Source organism: Pseudomonas sp. UBA6310 (assembly GCF_002438225.1).
Lineage (GTDB): Bacteria > Pseudomonadota > Gammaproteobacteria > Pseudomonadales > Pseudomonadaceae > Pseudomonas_O > Pseudomonas_O kuykendallii.
The window spans coordinates 1-17,905 of sequence record NZ_DJTK01000085.1 but is presented as its reverse complement, the minus strand read 5'-3'; the positions used below and the strand labels follow the sequence as shown (position 1 = coordinate 17,905).

General features: G+C 66.8%; 11 protein-coding genes and 1 riboswitch. Of the genes, 3 read left to right on the top strand and 8 right to left on the bottom strand.

Annotated elements, in window-relative coordinates; translation table 11 throughout:
- Positions 1-53: 53 nt before the first annotated feature.
- From atzF to B3E91_RS21480, 6 genes are all read right to left on the bottom strand, one after another.
- Complete coding sequence (gene atzF / locus B3E91_RS21505) at positions 54-1,853, bottom strand: allophanate hydrolase (protein WP_287031306.1); 1,800 nt, start codon at positions 1,851-1,853, stop codon at positions 54-56.
- 129 nt (positions 1,854-1,982) lie between these two features.
- Positions 1,983-5,582 (bottom strand): urea carboxylase, encoded by a 3,600-nt coding sequence (uca, locus tag B3E91_RS21500; RefSeq protein WP_287031305.1) that lies wholly within the window; start codon positions 5,580-5,582, stop codon positions 1,983-1,985.
- A 226-nt stretch (positions 5,583-5,808) separates the two neighbouring features.
- Positions 5,809-6,441: an urea amidolyase associated protein UAAP2 gene (locus B3E91_RS21495; protein WP_090229913.1), complete on the bottom strand. Its 633-nt coding sequence runs from the start codon at positions 6,439-6,441 to the stop codon at positions 5,809-5,811.
- Between the two features lie 11 nt (positions 6,442-6,452).
- Entirely contained in the window at positions 6,453-7,181 is a 729-nt protein-coding gene (locus tag B3E91_RS21490) for an urea amidolyase associated protein UAAP1 (protein WP_287031304.1), read from the bottom strand.
- Between the two features lie 5 nt (positions 7,182-7,186).
- Positions 7,187-7,972 carry an ABC transporter ATP-binding protein gene (locus B3E91_RS21485; protein ID WP_090229908.1) on the bottom strand — a complete coding sequence of 262 codons (786 nt, stop codon included), beginning with the start codon at positions 7,970-7,972 and terminating at the stop codon, positions 7,187-7,189.
- On the bottom strand, positions 7,969-8,784 hold the full coding sequence (locus tag B3E91_RS21480; RefSeq protein WP_090229906.1) for an ABC transporter permease: 816 nt from the start codon (positions 8,782-8,784) through the stop codon (positions 7,969-7,971). Before B3E91_RS21480 ends, B3E91_RS21485 begins: the two co-directional genes overlap by 4 nt.
- 218 nt (positions 8,785-9,002) lie before the next feature.
- Positions 9,003-9,113: riboswitch (guanidine-I (ykkC/yxkD leader) on the bottom strand.
- 334 nt (positions 9,114-9,447) lie between these two features.
- Here B3E91_RS21480 and B3E91_RS21475 point away from each other — a divergent pair.
- The 3 genes from B3E91_RS21475 (at position 9,448) to lapD (ending at position 12,681) form a co-directional block, all read left to right on the top strand.
- Complete coding sequence (locus B3E91_RS21475; protein ID WP_287031303.1) at positions 9,448-9,597, top strand: hypothetical protein; 150 nt, start codon at positions 9,448-9,450, stop codon at positions 9,595-9,597.
- A gap of 469 nt (positions 9,598-10,066) precedes the next feature.
- On the top strand, positions 10,067-10,723 hold the full coding sequence (gene lapG / locus B3E91_RS21470) for a cysteine protease LapG (protein WP_287031415.1): 657 nt from the start codon (positions 10,067-10,069) through the stop codon (positions 10,721-10,723).
- 8 nt (positions 10,724-10,731) lie between these two features.
- A complete protein-coding gene (gene lapD / locus B3E91_RS21465) occupies positions 10,732-12,681 on the top strand; it encodes a cyclic di-GMP receptor LapD (RefSeq protein WP_287031302.1) in 1,950 nt (649 codons plus the stop codon).
- 98 nt (positions 12,682-12,779) lie between these two features.
- Here the strand turns inward: lapD and B3E91_RS21460 are convergent, their stop codons facing one another.
- On the bottom strand, positions 12,780-13,118 hold the full coding sequence (locus tag B3E91_RS21460; protein ID WP_287031300.1) for a tryptophan synthase subunit beta: 339 nt from the start codon (positions 13,116-13,118) through the stop codon (positions 12,780-12,782).
- 69 nt (positions 13,119-13,187) lie between these two features.
- On the bottom strand, positions 13,188-17,905 hold a 4,718-nt coding region (locus tag B3E91_RS21455), incomplete at its 5' end, for an Ig-like domain-containing protein (RefSeq protein ID WP_287031299.1).

Genomic DNA, 17,905 nt, shown 5'->3' with positions numbered 1-17,905 from the left:
GTTGAACGCGCCGCCATGCTAGCGTGGCGCCGCCGGGGCGTCACGCGCCGGGGTCAGCGGCTCTTCATGTAGGCGCGCCAGCCGCCGAACGAGGTGATGTCGGTGGCGCCTTGCAGGCCGTAGGGCTCGCAGATGAAACCGGTTTCCCAACTGCCATCGGCCAGTTGCACCTTGCCCAGGCCGAGTGGCGCGGGGATGCCGGTGAGGAAGGAGCCCAGCTCGGCGCTCGGCAGCTCCCAGACTTCCACTTCGATGGCCACGCCGCCCTCGGCGACCCGCACCATGCCCGGGCGGAACGGCGGGCCGCCGGCCAGCGCATGGAGCTGGTAGTCAGGCGAGCTGTGTGTGGTCTGCAGCAACCGCCCGCCACGCTTGCGCAGCTGCCAGTTCAGCGGCAGGCCGTCGAGGTGCGCACCGCAGACCACCACGCGGGCCCTGTCGTTGCGTGCCGGCGTGGCCGAGGCGACGGCGTCCAGCGCCCATTCACCCACCAGCGGCAGGTTGCGTTCGCCCTGCAGTGCGTCGGCGATGCCGAGCAGGTACTGGTCGGTGAAGGCGCGGCCGAACAGCGTCACGCCCCACGGCAGACCGTTGGCCATGAAGGCGCTCGGCACGGCGACGGCGGCGTAGTCCAGCAGGTTCATGAAGTTGGTGTAGTAGCCGAGGTCGGAGTTGCGCGCGACCGGTTCGGCGTGCAGTTCTGCCAGCGTTACCGGGCGTGGAATGCTTGGCGTCAGCACGCAATCCAGACCCTCGAGCGCCTTGTCGCAGATCGCCTTGAGTTCCTGCAGACGGTACTGCGCGCGGAACGCCTCGACAGCCGTGGTGCCCGGCGCCTTGGCCAGCACCGCGCGGATCACCGGCAGCACGGTTTCCGGGTCCTTCTCCATCAGCTCGCCGGCGACGCTGTAGCGCTCGGCGACCCACGGGCCTTCGTAGAGCAGGCGCGCGGCCTCGAGGAAGGGCGCGAAGTCCAGCGGCACGGGGGTGCCGCCGAGGGCTTCCAGGCTGGCGACGGCCTCGGCGAACAGCGCCGGGCTTTCCGTGCAGCCGAGGAACTCCAGCTGGGTCGGCACCCCGAAGCGGAACGGACGTGGCTTGCCGAAGGCGCTGCCGTCGTTCCACAGCGGGTTGGCGCGGCTGTAGGCGTCGCGCGGGTCGAGGGCGGCGGTCAGGGCGAGCAGCTGGCTGGCTTCGCGGGCGCTGGCGGTGAAGAAGCTGACCACGTCCAGGGTGCGGCAGGCCGGCACCACGCCGGCGGTGGACACCAGGCCCTTGGTCGCCTTCAGCCCGACCAGGTTGTTCAGCGCCGCCGGCACGCGGCCGGAACCGGCGGTGTCGGTGCCCAGCGAGAAGCTCGCCACGCCCAGCGCCACGGCCAGCGAGGAGCCGGCGCTGGAGCCGCCCGATGGGTAATCCGGGTGCACGCTGTTGCGGCATTCGCCATAGGGCGAGCGGGTGCCGTTGAGGCCGGTGGCGAACTGGTCGAGGTTGGTCTTGCCAATCGGCACCGCGCCGAGGGCGATCAGTTGCTCGACCAGCGTCGCCGAGCGCTCCGCCGTGTAGGCGAAGGCCGGGCAGGCGGCGGTGGTGGGAATGCCGGCCAGGTCGATGTTGTCCTTCAGCGCGAAGGGCACGCCGAACAGCGGCAGGCTGTCGGCGGCCTTGCCGTCCAGCGCGGCGAGGTAGGGCTCCAGCTCTTCCACGCTGAGCAGGTGGATGAACAGGTTGAAGTCCGGGTTCAGCGCGGCGGCTTTTTCGCGCAGGGCGAGGATCAACTGGCGTGGGTTCAGGCGGCCTTCGGCATAGGCGGTTTTCAGAGCGCCGAGGCGCAGGTCGAATTCATGGGTCATCGCAGTTCCCTCGTAGGGTGCGCCGTGCGCACCGCAGGTTCGGTTGGTGCGCGCGGCGCACCCTAGGGCACCGCGCGTCTGTGAGTTTCGGGGCGGAGGGTGTGTCCCCAGCCGCCTCCCGGATCGGTTTCAGGCCTCTTCGAGCACCACCACGCGCTGCCCGGCGCGTACCGGCGAGCCGGGTTGCACGCGGACTTCGCGGACCACGCCATCGCGTGGGGCGGTGAGCGGGATTTCCATCTTCATCGACTCGAGGATCACCAGCACGTCGCCGGCTTTCACCGCGCTGCCTTCCTCGACCTGCACCTGCCAGAGGTTGCCGGCGATATGGCTGTCGATGCTGTGCTGGCCGGCCGCGAGCGGGGCGTCGTCGCCCAGCTCGGCGAGCACTTCCTCGCTTTCGTAATGGGCCTGGCCGGAGGCGATCCAGCGCTGGCGTTCGGCGTCGAAGGCGGCGCGTTGCTGGGTGCGGAAGGCGTCGATGCCCTCGGCTTCCTCGTTGAGGAATCCCTGGTAATCGGCCAGGGCCAGCTCGCTGTCCTCGATGCGCAGGTCGAAGCGCCCGAGCGGGAAGTCGCGGCGGATCTGCAGCAGCTCTTCGGCGCCCACCGGGTAGAAGCGGATCTGGTCGAAGAAGCGCAGCAGCCAGGGTTTGCCGTGGAAGGCGCCGACTTCGCGGTAGCGGTTCCACATCTGCAGGGTGCGGCCGACGAACTGGTAACCGCCGGGGCCTTCCATGCCGTACACGCACAGGTAGGCGCCGCCGATGCCCACCGAGTTCTCCGCGGTCCAGGTGCGCGCCGGGTTGTACTTGGTGGTGACCAGGCGGTGGCGCGGGTCCAACGGCGTGGCCACCGGCGCGCCGAGGTAGACGTCGCCCAGGCCCATCACCAGGTAGCTGGCGTCGAAGACGGTCTTGTAGACCTCATCCAGGTCGGGCAGGTCGTTGATGCGGCGGATGAACTCCAGGTTGCTCGGGCACCAGGGCGCGTCCTTGCGCACTGTGGTCATGTACTTGTCGATGGCCAGCTGGCAGGCCGGATCGTCCCAGGACAGCGGCAGGTGGACGATGCGCGACGGCACCTTGAGGTCGCGGGTGTTGCACACCGCGTCCCACTCGCCGATCACCACCGCCAGCAGGTTCGCCAGCGACAGGGTTTCCGGCTGGTAGTGCACCTGCAGCGAGCGGATGCCGGGGGTCAGGTCGATCACTCCCTTCAGGCTCTTGGCTTCCAGCGCCTGCATCAGCGCATGACCGCGGAAGCGCAGCACCAGGTCCAGTTCCGGCTGGCCGATTTCCAGCAGCAGGTGGGTGTCGCCGGAGAGGCGGGCGACCAGGCGCTTGTCCTGGCTGCCGATGTCGAGGATCACCGGCGGCTCCAGCGGGATTGGCTGCCAGTTCACCGCGACCGCTTCCAGTCCGGCCACTTCTGCTTTGCGTGCCTTGGCCAGCGTGCGGGCGGTCTCGATGTTCACCGGCACGAAGCGCAGCTTGTCGCCGGCCTTGAGCTGGCCAAGCTGCCAGAGATCGGCCTCGATGATGGTCACTGGGCAGACGAAGCCGCCCAGGCTCGGGCCGTCCGGGCCGAGGATTACCGGCATGTCGCCGGTGAAGTCCACCGCGCCGATGGCATAGGGGTTGTCGTGGATGTTCGACGGGTGCAGGCCGGCTTCGCCGCCGCTGTCGCGAACCCATTCCGGTTTCGGGCCGATCAGGCGCACGCCGGTGCGGCTGGAGTTGAAGTGCACTTCCCAATGGGTGGCGAGGAAGGTGTCGATGTAGGCCGGCGTGAAGTATTCCGGCGCACCGTGCGGGCCGTAGATCACGCGGATTTCGCGCACGGCGGGCAAGGCGGGGCACAGCTCGGCAGGCAGTTGCGCGCCGTTGCTGGCGTCGCTCAGGGCCGGAAGGTGCAGCACGTCGCCGGCGCGCAGGGCGCGGCCCGCGTGGCCGCCGAACTGGCCGAGGGTGAAGGTGCTTTTACTGCCCAGGTATTGCGGTACCTGCAGGCCGCCGCGCAGGGTCAGGTAGGTGCGCGCGCCGCTGCCGGCGAGGGTGCCGAGGCTCAACGTGCTGCCGGCCTCGATCAGCAGCGCGGTGTTCATCGGGCGTTCGACGCCATCCACGCTCAACGGGATCGTCGCGCCGGTGACTGCCACCACTGCGTCGGTGTTGAAGCGCAGCGACGGCCCGCTCATGGTGATTTCCAGGCCGGCGGCGCCTTCGTCGTTGCCCAGCAGGCGGTTGCCCAGGCGCAGCGCGCGGTCGTCCATCGGCCCCGAGGGCGGCACGCCGACCGCCCAGTAGCCGAGGCGGCCGGGGAAGTCCTGCACTGTGGTCTGGGTGCCGGCGGAGAGCACCTCGAAGGTGTTGGCCCGGTAGACCAGGTTTTCCAGACAGCGGGTCCAGGGCGAGCCGCTGGCGAAGGGCGCGTCTTCGATGATCTGCCGCAGGTAGTCGCGGTTGGATTCCACGCCGTACAGCCGCGTGTCGGCCAGCGCCCGATCCAGCCCGACGCTGGCGGCCTCGCGGGTCGGTGCCCAGGCGATGAGCTTGGCGATCATCGGGTCGAAGTAGGGCGGAATCTCGCAGCCGGCCTCGACCCAGGTGTCGATGCGCAGGGCCTTGCCGTCGGTCTCGGGGAAGTCCACGGCGGTGAGCAGGCCGGGGCTGGGCTGGAAGTCGCGGCCCGGATCTTCGGCATACAGGCGTGCCTGGATGGCGTGGCCGCTGGGTTTCAGGTGCTTCGTCAGTTCGCTCAGCGGCGCCAGGTCGCCGGCCGCCAGCTCGATCATCCAGCGCACCAGGTCGACGCCCCAGACCTGTTCGGTGACGCCGTGCTCGACCTGCAGGCGGGTGTTCACTTCCAGGAAGTAGAAGCGCTCGGCCTCGCTGTCGTAGACGAACTCCACGGTGCCGGCGCTGCGGTAGCTGACCGCCTTGGCCAGCTTGATCGCTGCCGCGCACAGTTCGTCGGCCATGCCGGCCGGCAGGTTCGGTGCCGGGGTTTCCTCCAGCACCTTCTGGTTGCGCCGTTGCACCGAGCAGTCGCGCACGCCGAGGGCGATGACTTCGCCCTGGCCGTCCCCGAACACCTGGACTTCCAGATGGCGGGCGCGCTGGATGTATTTCTCGATGAATACGCCCGAGTCGCTGAAGTTGTTCTGCCCGAGGCGCTTGACCGCGTCGAACGCATCGGCCAGCTCCTGCGCCGAGCGGCACACGCGCATGCCGATGCCGCCACCGCCGGCTGTGCTTTTCAGCATCACCGGGTAGCCGACCTGTTCGCCGGCGCTGAGCGCGGCGTCGAGGTTTTCCAGCAACTCGGTGCCTTCCAGCATCGGCACGTCGTGCTGCCTGGCCAGCGCGCGGGCGGTGTGCTTGAGGCCGAACACGCGCAGCTGTTCGGGCGTCGGCCCGACGAAGGCGATGCCGGCGGCCTCGCAGGCTTCGGCGAACGCCGCGTTTTCGGAGAGGAAACCGTAGCCGGGATGGATCGCCTGAGCGCCGCTGCGTTTGGCGATGTCGAGCAGCTTGGCGACGTCCAGATAGGTGCCGGCCGCGGGGCCTTCACCGAGGCTGAAGGCTTCGTCGGCCTGGCTGATGTGCAGGCTGGCGGCGTCGGCTTCCGAGTACACGGCGACGCCGCGCACCTGCAGCGTGCGCAGGGTTCGCAGGATGCGGCAGGCAATCGCGCCGCGGTTGGCGATCAGCAGCGTGCTGAACATGAGGTGTTCCCCATGAAGGGGCGGGGCGTCCCGCCGCTATTCGGTTGACACCACGGTCGTCCGTGGTGGGTGGTATCTCTGTATTTCCTCATCCCTTTCGGACGGTGAGGGCGTTGCGTATTCGGGGGCTGGGTCGGGCGAAGCGATACCCATCAGGACCGGCGTTGGAAAGCGATGGGTATCGCGGGCTCAACCCATCCTCCGGTTGTCCTTTCGTGACGTCGCGTCACTCCCAGACCAGCAGCTCGGCCGCCGTGGGGTTCCAGCCGTTGCACGGGTTGTTCAACTGCGGGCAGTTGGAGATCAGCACGATCACGTCCATCTCGGCGCGCAGTTCGACGTACTTGCCCGGTGCGGAGATGCCGTCCTCGAAGGTCAGCCCGCCTTCCGGGGTCACCGGGACGTTCATGAAGAAGTTGATGTTCGGCGCGATGTCCGGCTTGCTCAGGCGGCCGTCGTGCAGGCTGGCGCGCAGGAAGTTGTCGCGGCAGCTGTGCATGTAGCGCTTGTCGAGGGCGTAGCGCACGGTGTTGCTCTCCTGCGCACAGGCGCCGCCGAGGGTGTCGTGGCGACCGCAGGTGTCGGCGACGATGGTCAGCATCGGGTTGCCGAGGTTGGACCAGAGCACCGTGCCGGTGGTGAGGTAGACGCGGTTCTGTTTGCGCAGGGTGCGCTGGGCGTCGTAGCGCTCGCGCGGGTTGCGCGCGCTGAAGAACAGCGTGTCGACCGCCTGGTTGCCCTCCAGGTCGTGGATGCGCAGGGTCTGCCCGGCTTTCAGCTCGGTCAGGCTCGGTTCGCCCGCCGGGATGTAGGTGCGGGTGGCGGCGTCGGAATGTTTTTCGCTGGTGGTCAGGGACATGGCGGCAGCCCTCAGAGGTACAGACGTTCGGTGTTGTGGAAGCCGCGGCCGTTTTCCGGGCGCGACGTGCGGCAGAGCACGCTGATGCCATCGCTGGCGACCTGGCTCCAGCTCAGCTGGACCGGCTTGGGCGCGTACTCGGGGGTCGGGTCCATCGGGTGCTGCAGGGCGGTGAGCACCACCAGGCAGTCCATCGGCGCGTATAGCTCGATGTAGTCGCCGGCCTTGGAGTTCTCCGCCTCGAAATGGAAGTAGCCCTCGGCATCGACGCTGACCTTGCTGAACAGGTTGAGCACCATCAGCAGGTCGGCCAGGCCGAGGTTCCACTTGCCCATTTCCACCAGCAGGTTGTCCACGCCGTTGCGGAAGAAGCCGTTGCGCAGTTCCTGATAGCGGCCCTCGCCGTACTTCTCCTTCACCTCGGCGGCGTTGAGCAGGCCGCCGAAGCTGTCGTGCCAGCCGCAGGTGTCGGCGGTGATCGCCGCCAGCACGCGGCCCATGTCCGAATACAGGCAGTGACCGGTGGTCAGTTTGGCGGTGTGCTGGCACTTGAGGGTGTCCGGCAGGTTCAGCCGTTCGCTCTTCTCGGTGGCGTTTAGCAGCATCAGGCTGACGTTGGCGCCGCCTTCGAGATCGGTGATGCGCAGCAGTTGGCCGCGCTTGAGCACGAAGGAGGTGTGGCCGCCGCCCGGAACGGTTTCCTGGTAGAGGGCGGGGCGCAGGGGCAAGCTCGAAGTCATGGCGATTACCTCGGGATCAGGGCCGCGGCTGAAGCGCCGGGCGACGTGACCACTGCAGCCAGCGACACCGGTTCGCGGCGGCGGCTGAGCGGGATGTTGTAAGTGATGCGTGCGCCATAGGCGCCCGGTTCGTGCGGATCTACGCGCAGCTTGTCGAAGACCAGCACGCGGCTGGCCAGGCTGAAGCCTTCGTTGAGGTCGTGGGTGACCATGAACACGGTCAGCCGGGTTTCCTGCCAGAGCTCGCGCAACAGCGCGTGCATGTCCTTGCGGATGCCCGGATCGAGCGCGCCGAAAGGTTCGTCGAGGAGCAGCACGCGCGGTTTCATGATCAGCGCCTGGGCGATCGCCAGACGCTGCTGCATGCCGCCGGAGAGCTGCGCCGGGTACTTCTCCAGCGCATGCCCGAGGCCGACGCGCTGCAACAGCTGGCGCGCCTGTTCGCGGGCTTCGGCCTTGGCACTGCCGAGCAGGCGGCCGAGCAGGGGCGCGCGCGGCAGTTCCAGGCCGAGGGCGACGTTGTCCAGCACCGACAGGTGCGGAAACACCGAGTAGCGCTGGAAGACCACGCCTCGGCTGCTGTCCGGCTCATCGGCCAGTGGCTTGCCGTCGAGGAGGATTTCGCCGCGCGAGGGGCGCTCCTGGCCGAGCAGCATGCGCAGGAAGGTCGACTTTCCGCAGCCGGAGGCGCCGACCAGCGAGCAGAACTCGCCTTCCTTGATGGTCAGGTTGATGCGTTCGAGCACGGTCTGGTCGCCGTACTGCTTCCACAGATTGCGTACTTCGATCATGCCCGGCCCCCTTCGTACCAGGGAAAGGCCAGGCGGGTGAGGTGCTTGAGGCCGAGGTCCATCAGCCAGGCGAGCAGGGTGATCCAGGCGACGTAGGGGAGGATCACGTCCATCGCCAGGTAGCGGCGCACCAGGAAGATCCGGTAGCCGAGGCCATCGGTGGAGGCGATCGCCTCGGCCGCGATGAGGAACAGCCAGGCCGAGCCGAGCGCCAGGCGCAGGGCGATCAGCAGGCGCGGCAGCAACTGCGGCAGGATCACCCGGAGGATCAGCGTCCAGGTGGTAGCGCCCAGCGTCTGAGCCTTGACCAGCAGCTCGCTGGGGATCTCGCGGGCGCGCTGTTCGAGGTCCCGGGCCAGCACCGGGGCGACGCCGATCACGATCAGCATCACCTTGGATAGTTCGCCGAGGCCGAAGACGATGAACAGGATCGGCAGGATCGCCAGCGGCGGCACCATCGACAGCACGCCGATCAGTGGCGACAGCGGTGCGCCGAACAGCGGCAGGCTACCGGCGGCGATGCCCAGGCACAGGCCGACCAGCGCGGCGATGCCCAGGCCCATGCCGAGGCGTTGCAGGCTGGACAGGGTATCGCCCCAGAACAGGTAGTCGCCGGAGCGCTTGTCCGCTTCGAAAGCCAGCCGGTGGACGGCATCGACCATCTGCGCGGCGCTGGGCAGCAGCTTGTCGTTGGGGTTTTCCGCGAGCCTGTCGGCCGAGCCGATGAAGTACACCAGCAACACCAGGGCGAACGGCATGAGCACCAGAAGCAGCCGGCTGGGCCGATCCGGATAGCGGTTGATCAGGCGCATGGGCGTGTCCTCGTGCGGGAAGCGGGGCGTCGTCGGGCAGGCGCGTGCATCAGCGCCTGCCGCCGTGGGTGGCGGAACGCAGCGCGAGGTGAGCCGTGGCGCCCGGGTGCCGGGCAACGAGGAAGGCGATTGAGCGGGGATCGTGCATGTAACCTCCAGTTCGTTTCGGGGCGGGCAGGAGCTTCGCGATCTGTCCCCCAAGCGTTGAGGGGCGCGCGTTCTCCCGGGCTTTTATCCCGCCGTGTAACCTCGACTGGAGGTCGCCAACTCTCGGACCAGACACTCGTCGCACTCGAAGGTGGCGAGCCGGAACCCTAGTCGGCTATTTGCAAATTGTGGTGCCGTACCCGGTGTCCTGGGCAGCTCCTGCACGCCAAGGTCAAAGCGAATGACGTGCCAACCTGGGGGCGATCCGCACGGGCTGGGCGTTTCGCCGGCTTTCCACGCAAAGGGCAGGTTGCCATTTGTGCTCCCTAACGGTGCGCGACATAACTGGAAATCAAGATTTTGCGCCGTCACACAGCAAAATCGCCGATTCGTTGTCCAAGCTGGCAGGGAGTGAATCCCGGGTGTCGACGCCCGTCGACGCTTTCCCAGAACCGCCTGCGAATGCCACCACCGTGGTTCGTGAGCAGGTTCTCCAGCGGTCGCAGGAGGCCGCCCATGTCATTCAAAGCAATGCTGTTCGCCGTGATGGGTCTCTCGCTGGTCGGCTGCGCCTCGCCCTATGCCGACGCCGATGGCGTGCGTATCTACAGTGGCGGTGGCTATGGCGGTTACAACGTGCAGCGCTACGATTCCTACGAGTACTAGCGGGCCACTCCCATCGAACGTCGCTGGAACGATGGCCGGTATTACTACCGCGAGGATTTCCGCAACGACAATTACCGCTATCGTCAGGCGCCGCCGCGCCACCATTACCGCCGTCCGCCACCGCCGCCGCGGCACTATCAGCCGCCGCGTCACTACGGTCCGCCTGGCTATGGCGGTCCGCGTCCCCAGGGCCGCCCGCAGGGCGGCGTGATCCATGGCATGCCGCGCCGCTGACGGCGGCGTCGGCAGGTCACGGACGCCGCGGCGGCGCCCTGCTGCCGCGATGAATGGCGTTCGCGGTGATTCCAGAGTGCCATTGTCTTTTCACCCGCCAGCCCGCACCATTCCTACCCCATAAGGGCCTCGCTGGACGACCATCGGTCGCTTGACGAGCCAGCGTTACTTTTTTGGAATCCAGGCTGTGTTCAAAGGGTCCGTCAGGTTCTGCGCATGGCGTCGGCGCTGTTCGCTGAGGGTGCTGCTGTGCCTGCTGCTGGGCGTGCTGATCGGCTCGCTGCAGGCGGACTGGAATTTCTCCCTGATCACCGAACGCGCCGAATCGCTGTACGGTCCGCTGGGTAGCGGCCGTGGGCGGATCAACGCCTGGCAGCGTCTGCTCGAACAGGAGGCCGGTAAGCCCGTGGATGAGCAGATGCGCGAAGTGAACGACTTCTTCAACCGTTCGCTGGAGTTCACCGACGACCGCTCGCTGTGGAACACCGAGGATTACTGGGCAACGCCGATCGAGGCGCTGCGGGTTGGGGGCGGCGATTGCGAGGATTTCGCCATCGCCAAGTACATGAGTTTGCGTCACCTGGGGATTCCCAGCGAGAAGCTGCGCATCACCTACGTCAAGGCGTTGAAGCTGAATCAGGCACACATGGTGCTGACGTATTACGAAACGCCTGAGGCGGTGCCCCTTGTGCTGGACAACCTGATCGACAGCATTCGGCCGGCGAGTCAACGCAAGGATCTGCTACCGGTCTATGCCTTCAACGCCGACGGTCTCTGGTTGCAGGGCGCCGCGGGCAACAAACGTGTCGGCGACGCCAAACGGCTGTCGCGCTGGCAGGACCTGCTGAAGAAGATGGAAGCCGAGGGTTTCCCCATGGACTTGCCCCAATAGGAGAAACGATGTCCCTGTTCAAACAGCTCTTGCTTGCCATCTGCCTGTTCCTGGTAGTGGCGTTCAGCGGAAGTTTCCTGGTTGGCCTGGAAAGCTCGCGCGAGCAGTACGTCAACCAGTTGCGTTCCCACGCGCAGGATGCTGCGACGGCGCTTGGCCTGTCGCTGACGCCGAACATCGATGATCCGGCAATGGTCGAGCTGATGGTCAGCTCCATCTTCGACAGTGGCTACTACGAGAGCATCCGTGTGGTCGACCTGGCCAGCGGCAACGTGATCGTCGAACGCAGCGGCACGCCGGACGTGCCCTCGGTGCCCGCCTGGTTCGTCAAGCTGATCGGCCTCGAACCGGCCGGCGGCGATGCCATCGTCAGCCGCGGCTGGGAGCAGGCGGCGCGGGTCGAGGTGGTCAGCCATCCGATGTTCGCCGTCGCCCGGCTGTGGCGCAACGCCCTCGGCAGCCTGGCCTGGCTGGCGGTCTGCGGCGTCGTCAGCTGCCTGCTCGGCGCGTTCCTCCTGCGTCGTCAGCTGCGCCCGCTCGACTACATGGTCGAACAGTCCCACGCCATCGCCCGTCGCGAATTCCTCAGCCTGCCGAACCTGCCGCGCACGCCGGAGCTGCGCCGGGTCGTGCAGGCCATGAACCAGATGGTCGAGAAGCTCAAGACGCTGTTCCAGGAGCAGGCACTGCGCAGCGAGAAGCTGCGCGAGGAGGCGTACCAGGACAGCCTCACCGGCCTGGCCAACCGGCGCTATTTCGACATGCAACTGCACAGCCGACTGGGCACCGAGGAGCGGGCCAGTCACGGTTATCTGCTGTTGCTGCGGGTCAACGACCTGGTCGGGCTGAATGCCCGGCTGGGCGGTCAGCGGACCGACCAGTTGCTTACGGCCATCGGCGAACTGCTGCGCCAACAGATTGCGCCGACGCGCAGTGACGTACTGATCGCCCGGATCCGCGGCGGTGAGTTCGCCTTGCTGGTGCCGGGCCTGGTGCGCGAAGAGGCCGAGCAACTGGCGACCAGCCTGGAAAGCGCGCTGGCCAGCCTGCATGCCACCGGTGCCACCGATGTGCTGCCGGTAGCCACCATGGGGTTGGCGCCCTTCAGCCCGGCAAGTTCCCCGGCGACGCTGTTGAGCCAGGTGGACGAAGCGCTGACCCAGGCCGAAGGACTGACCGAGCGTTGCTGGACCTGCGTGGAACTCGGAGGCGAGCCGCAGCCGGGCGACGAGACTCACGCCTGGCATGCGCTGCTCGATCAGGCACTACTGCACAAGCGCTTCCAGCTGTTCTTCCAGCCGGTGGTGGGCAGTCACGAGACCGGCCGCGTGCTCCATTACAAGGTGCTGTCGCGTTTGCAGAACGGTGAGGGCGCGCTGATTCCCGCGGGTCGCTTCCTGCCCTGGATCGAGCGTTTCGGCTGGGCCGGGCGGCTCGATCTGGTCATGCTGGACCTGGTGCTGGCGCAGATGGTCAACCATGACGCGTCGCTGGCCTTGAGCCTTTCCGGCGCGACGCTGGAGGACTCGACGGCGCTCGACGCGGTGCTGGGAAAACTGGCCCAGTACAGCGCCTTCGGCTCACGTCTGACCCTGGAGCTGGAAGAGAATCGTCTGCCCGAGCAGGCGGCGCTGGAGCGCCTGAACAAGCGCCTGCACGAGCTGGGCTTCAGCCTCAGCCTGCAGCATTTCGGCGGACGTTTCAGCATGATCGGAAACCTGGCGCGCCTCGGCCTCGCCTGGCTGAAGCTCGACGGCAGCTACATCCGCAATATCGACCAGGAAAGCGACAAGCGCCTGTTCATCGAGGCTGTCCAGCGCGCCGCCAACAGCATCGATCTGCCCCTGATCGCCGAACGCGTGGAAACCGAGGGTGAGTTGCAGGTGCTGCGCGAGATGGGCATCCAGGGCGTGCAGGGCCGCCTGTTCGGCGAACCGGGGCCGTGGGTGGGCAACTGATCGCCGTCTGGCAGGGCTGAAATGAAAAAAGGACGCGGCCAAGGTCGCGTCCTTTTTCATTGCGGTGGATGTAACGGCCTTCTTCCCGGCGTTGCCGTTCAGATCATCCCGTCTTCTTCCTCGTTGATCAGGCTGTTCAACCCGCCCAGGGCTTCACGCGCCTGGGTACGGTTGAGCAGCTTGGCCTGGGCCGCGGCCGGCAGATCGGTGAGGCGAATGACGCCCTTGATCATCAGCAACTGCAACAGGTCGTCGAGCACCCGGATCATGTCCAGGTCGCTCTGCTTGAGTTGCAGCAGGCTGGTCTCCACCGACTGGTTGGAATACCAGGCCAGCACCTCCTGATCGTCCGCCGGAAGCGTCTCGGTCCTGCCAGGAAAATCGGCCGCTTCCACGCGAACCAGCTGTCCCTGCATGTCGCGTTGCACGTAAAGCATCGCTGATCCTCGTTATCGAACGGCCGATCCCGGCAGCACCCGCTGGGGTGCTGCCGGAGACCTCGCCGCTTAGTGGTCGACCTTCAGGTGTTCGCTTTGAATCAGCGAGTTGATGATCTGCGACGAGTTGGCGCCCAGGTTGCTGCTACTCAGGTCAACCCCGTCGAGCTGGATGGTCAGGTCGGCCTTGCCGGTGTTGGCGGTGGCGCTGGCAGCGGTATCGAACTGGCCGGTGGTGCTGACCAGCAACGTACTGATGCCATTCTGCGTGCTCATTTGCAGGAAGTGGTCGATGGAGTCCGTGGTCTCGCCCTGCAGCAGGTCGCGCAGGTCGATGCTGTCCTTCTGGCTCAGGCTGAAGTCCTTGATGATGTCGGCAGCCGGCGACCCGATGCTGCCGGCATCGCCGGATTTCCAGACGAAGGTATCCGCGCCGGCCCCCCCCCACAGTACATCGTTGCCTTTTCCACCGATGAGGATGTCGTTGCCGCCACCGCCATACAGCGTGTCGTTACCGTTGCCGCCTTCGAGGCGATCGTCGCCACCGTAGCCATACAGCGTGTCGTTGCCGTCTCCACCGCGCAGCAGGTCAGCCGCGGCGAGGGTTTCGGAGCCTTTCAGCGTGTCGTTGCCCGAGGTTCCGGTGCTGAGCACCGAGTTGCCGTTGGCCAGCGTCAGGTACTCGCTGGTGCTGGCGGAGTCGCCGTTGGGCAGGGTGCTGGTGGCGGTGAACACCAGGGTGCCGGATTCCGTACCCGTGTTGCTCAGGGTCAGCGAGCCCAAAGTCCAGCCGGTCAGGTCGACGTTGTCGTTGACCCCTGTCGACGTGTGGCTGTGGGTGCCGTCGCTGATGACGATGTCCTTGGCCAGACCGCTGACGGTGGTGGAGGTCACTCCGGCGCTTTCCGCCAGGCCCAGGCTGAGCTTGTCGGCGGCCGAACCCCAGGCGTTGGCGATGGCGGTGTGCTCGTAACCGTTCTCGACGTTGTGGATCGCCGCGATCTGGCCGGCGCTCAGCACGCCGCTGTAGATCCGCAGGTCATCGAGGGCGGCCGTCAGGTACTTGGTGTCCGTCAAATCGGTCACGTTACTGCCGTTGAGGTCGAAGCGGTTGGTCGCGCCGATCGACAGCAACTGGTTGTACAGGCCGTTGAACGCCGAGTCGCTGGTCGATCCGCTAGCGTTGAGAACACCGTCGATGTAGATGTCGACGGTCGACCCGCTGTGAGTGATCGCCACGTTGTGCCATTGGTTGTCGGTCACCGAGGTGGTGCTGTAGACGCCAGCGGCGTTGCCGACCGCCAGCCCGATCTGGCCAGCGTTGTTGATCGCGCCCCACTGGATGTCGTTGCCGCCACCGTTGTGTTCGCTGCCGATCACGCTCGGCAGGTCCCAGGATCTTCCTGCGCCATCGTTGCCGCTGTCTGGCTGGGCAGCCGCCTTGATCCAGAAGGTGAGGGTGGCCGCGGCTCCCATCAGCGCATGGGTCGCGCTGGCGTCGAGGTTGATGCGGTCGCCGGTGTCGTTCAGCGAGATGTAGTTGCCGGCCCCTTCGGCGCGCGGGGTGGTGACGAAGGTCGGCAGGCCGGTCCCGCCCGCGCTGTCGCTGTCCGCCAGGGTGCCTTTGGCGCCGCTGGACTGGTTGGTCGTGACGCTGCTGCCAGGCGCTTCATTGAAGGTCCAGAAGCCTTTCGGCGTGACGTTCAGCGTCGGGTTGACGGCATCGTTGGTCGACACCACATCGAGGTTGACGGTAGCCGTTTCGCTTACGCCGCCGGAGGAGACGGTGTAGGTGAAGGTCGCGGCACCGTGGTAGTCGGCGGCCGGGGTGAAGGTCAGCTTGCCGTCGGCGCCGAGCTTGACGACGCCGTGCTCGACGCTCACGGTGCCGTCGCTGCCGAAGGCCTTGCCGTCGATGGCGGTGATGGTCTTCGCCGCCGTGCCGAAGGTGTCGTTGGCCAGCACGTCGAGGGTGATCGGCGTGTCTTCCTTGACCGAGGCGGTGTCGTTGAAGGCGTCGGTCGCGGCGGTGACGTAGAGCGTGACCTTCGCATCGGCGGTGGCGCCGTTGGCGTCCTGCACGGTGTAGGTGAAGGTCGCTTCGCCGTTGTAGTTGGCGGTCGGGGTGAAGGTGACCACCCCGTTGACCAGTGACACGCTGCCGTGCTCGGCGGACTGCACGCTCTTGAGGGTCAGCAGCGTGCCGTCGACGTCCTTGTCGTTGGCCAGCAGCGAAGCGGCGCTGATGGTCAGCGGCGTGTCTTCGGTGGTCACCAGCGAGCTGGTGCCGCCGCTCGCGCCGAGTACGCTGTAAGCGCTGTCGGGCGCGCCGGCGGGTTTGCTTTCCACCTTGAGAATGGCGTCGCCGCCCTGATCCCAATAGATGATCTCGACCTGGTGCGCGCCGCCGGTGGCGATGGTGTAGGGAACGGTGGAGGTGGTCACGCCCTGGCTGCGGATGCCGTCGAACTTGACCACGTCCTGCCCGTCGATGCGCAGGATGAAGCCATCGTCCGAGGTGACCTTGAAGTCGTAGCTGCCCGCTGCCAGGGTCACCTGGCCGCTCAGCTTGATGATCGCGTCAGAGGTGTCGCCCGGGTCCTGCGACAGGCTGCCCTTGTCGTTGCCGAGGAACTGCTGCAGGTGGTCGGCGCGGCCAAGGTCCCCACCCACCGAGCCGTAGTTGATCGACGTGGCGGTGAAGGTGGCGTTCGGCGTCTTGCCGGCGATGAACCCCTCCACCTGGGCGATGCTGGTCAGGTTGGCGTTGGAACCGCCCTGGGCATAGCCGAAGTACTGACCGGTGAGACCCAGGCTGTAGTGATCGTCCACGGCAACCGGCGCGTCGTTGGCGCCCAGCACGTTGACCGTGATGGTCTGCGTGGCGGTGCCGCCGTGGCCGTCGGAAACCGTCGCCTGGAAGGTCTCCAGTTTGGACTCGCCCTCTTTCAACGCCTGCGTGGCCGCAGCGTTGTTGTCCAGGGTATAGGTCCACACGCCGGCGCTGGTCATGGCGATGTTGCCGTAGGTGCCGGCAGTGGACGCCAGTGACCAGGACGCGGTGGCTCCTGCGTCGGCGTCGCTCGAGGCGAGGGTGCCGGAAACGCTGGGCTGGCCGTTTCCGTTGACGCCCGCTTCGGTTACCGAACCGGTAGCCGCGGCGGCGGAGGAGGTGATCACCGGGATGTCGTTCGCCCCGTTGAGGGTGATCGCGATGGTCCGGGTATCGGTCGCACCATTCGGGTCGGTGACCGTCGCGGTGAAGTTCTCGGTGACCGACTGACCTGCGTTGAGCCCGTTGACCGCCGCGTCGTTCACCACGTAGGTGTAGTTGCCGTTGGCTTCGACGATCAGTTGCCCATAGGTGCCCGAAGCGCTGCCGCTCCAGGTGAGCACGCTGTCATCGGCATCGGTGGCCACCAGGGTGCCGGTGATGTTGGCGAAGTCGTCGGTCGCCGGAGTGTCGTTGATGGTGCTGGCATAGGTGCCGGTAGCCACGGGCGCATCGTTGGTGCCGATGATGGTGATGGTCGCCGTGGCGGTATCGGTACCGCCATGCCCGTCGCTGACGGTGTAGGTGAAGGTGTCGGTGGCGACCTGACCGGCTTTCAGACCGTCGAACTTGCCGTTGGGGTCGTAGCTGAAGCTGCCGTTGGCATTCGCGACGAGCAATGCGCCGCTGGCGAGCGTGATCGCACCGCTGGTGAGGTTGCTGCCGTTGATCTGGATGACGGTGAGCGTGTCGCCATCGGCGTCGGTGTCATTGGCCAGCAGATCGCGCTTGCCATCGGCAATCGACAGCGTGGCGTTCTCGTTGATCGTGTAGGCGGTGTTGGCGCTGGCAGGCCCGGTTCCCTTGAAGCCGGTGAGGTAGTAGTCGGAGCCGTCCCCGCTCCGGTTGGCGGTATCCACGGACTCGAAGCGGATGCTGTCGAAGACCAGATCACCGGTATCGATCTGCACGGTCGTGGTGCCGCCAGTCGCGGCGCTGAAGGTGCCGCTGGCGACTACCGAGCCGTTGTACAGGGCGACCCATTGACCAATCTCGCCGCCGTTTTCGTTGGCGATCAGATGGCTGACGGTGAACTCGGCCTGGTTGAGGTTGCCGTTGAAGTTCAGCTCGACGGATTCGCTCCTGTCGGTAGCCCGGTCGTATTCGATCTGGTTGGCGACGGCGGTGGAATCACGCGGCGTGCCTGCCACGCCGAGCGCGTTGCGATCGCCATCCACATTCCCCGCGTAGAGGGTTCCGGGCGTTCCGTCGGCGTTCAGCGCGACCGGCGTGATGCCCAGCCCCTTGCTGTCCAGCGCATCCCAATGGGAAGCGCTGGTGCCGCCGGCCAGTTGACCGAGGGCAACGCTGTAGGCCACGCCGCTCGGGTCGTCCACGGCATCCGGGTTGTCGTTGACCGGGGTCGCGCCCAGGGTGACGGTACCCGTGACGGTGGCCGTGCCATCGTTGACGCTGTAGGTGAAGTTGCCGACCGCTTGACCGCTGGTGTAGTCGGCCGGCCCGTTGTACTTCAGGCCCTGCAGTTCGGCGCTGGTCAGCGTCTGGCCGTTGCTGACGGCGGTGCCGTCGGCCAGGGTGACGCTGCCCAGGGTGGGCAGGCCGGTGACGGTGATGCTCAGCGCATCGCCGTCGACGTCGGTGGGCGCCTGGAGGCCCAGCGGGGTGCCCACGCTTCCTTCCGCCACGGTCAGCGAATTGCTGCTGACGACGGGCAGGTCGTTGGTGCCGGTAATGGTGACGACGACGTCGTGGGGCGTGCCGTCGGCGCTGAGCA

What these genes read in the sequence shown, in the direction of transcription:
- atzF (WP_287031306.1), bottom strand. Translation starts at nt 1,853, where the DNA reads ATGACCCATGAATTCGACCTGCGCCTCGGCGCTCTGAAAACCGCCTAT.
- uca (WP_287031305.1), bottom strand. Translation starts at nt 5,582, where the DNA reads ATGTTCAGCACGCTGCTGATCGCCAACCGCGGCGCGATTGCCTGCCGC.
- B3E91_RS21495 (WP_090229913.1), bottom strand. Translation starts at nt 6,441, where the DNA reads ATGTCCCTGACCACCAGCGAAAAACATTCCGACGCCGCCACCCGCACC.
- B3E91_RS21490 (WP_287031304.1), bottom strand. Translation starts at nt 7,181, where the DNA reads ATGACTTCGAGCTTGCCCCTGCGCCCCGCCCTCTACCAGGAAACCGTT.
- B3E91_RS21485 (WP_090229908.1), bottom strand. Translation starts at nt 7,972, where the DNA reads ATGATCGAAGTACGCAATCTGTGGAAGCAGTACGGCGACCAGACCGTG.
- B3E91_RS21480 (WP_090229906.1), bottom strand. Translation starts at nt 8,784, where the DNA reads ATGCGCCTGATCAACCGCTATCCGGATCGGCCCAGCCGGCTGCTTCTG.
- B3E91_RS21475 (WP_287031303.1), top strand. Translation starts at nt 9,448, where the DNA reads ATGTCATTCAAAGCAATGCTGTTCGCCGTGATGGGTCTCTCGCTGGTC.
- lapD (WP_287031302.1), top strand. Translation starts at nt 10,732, where the DNA reads ATGTCCCTGTTCAAACAGCTCTTGCTTGCCATCTGCCTGTTCCTGGTA.
- B3E91_RS21460 (WP_287031300.1), bottom strand. Translation starts at nt 13,118, where the DNA reads ATGCTTTACGTGCAACGCGACATGCAGGGACAGCTGGTTCGCGTGGAA.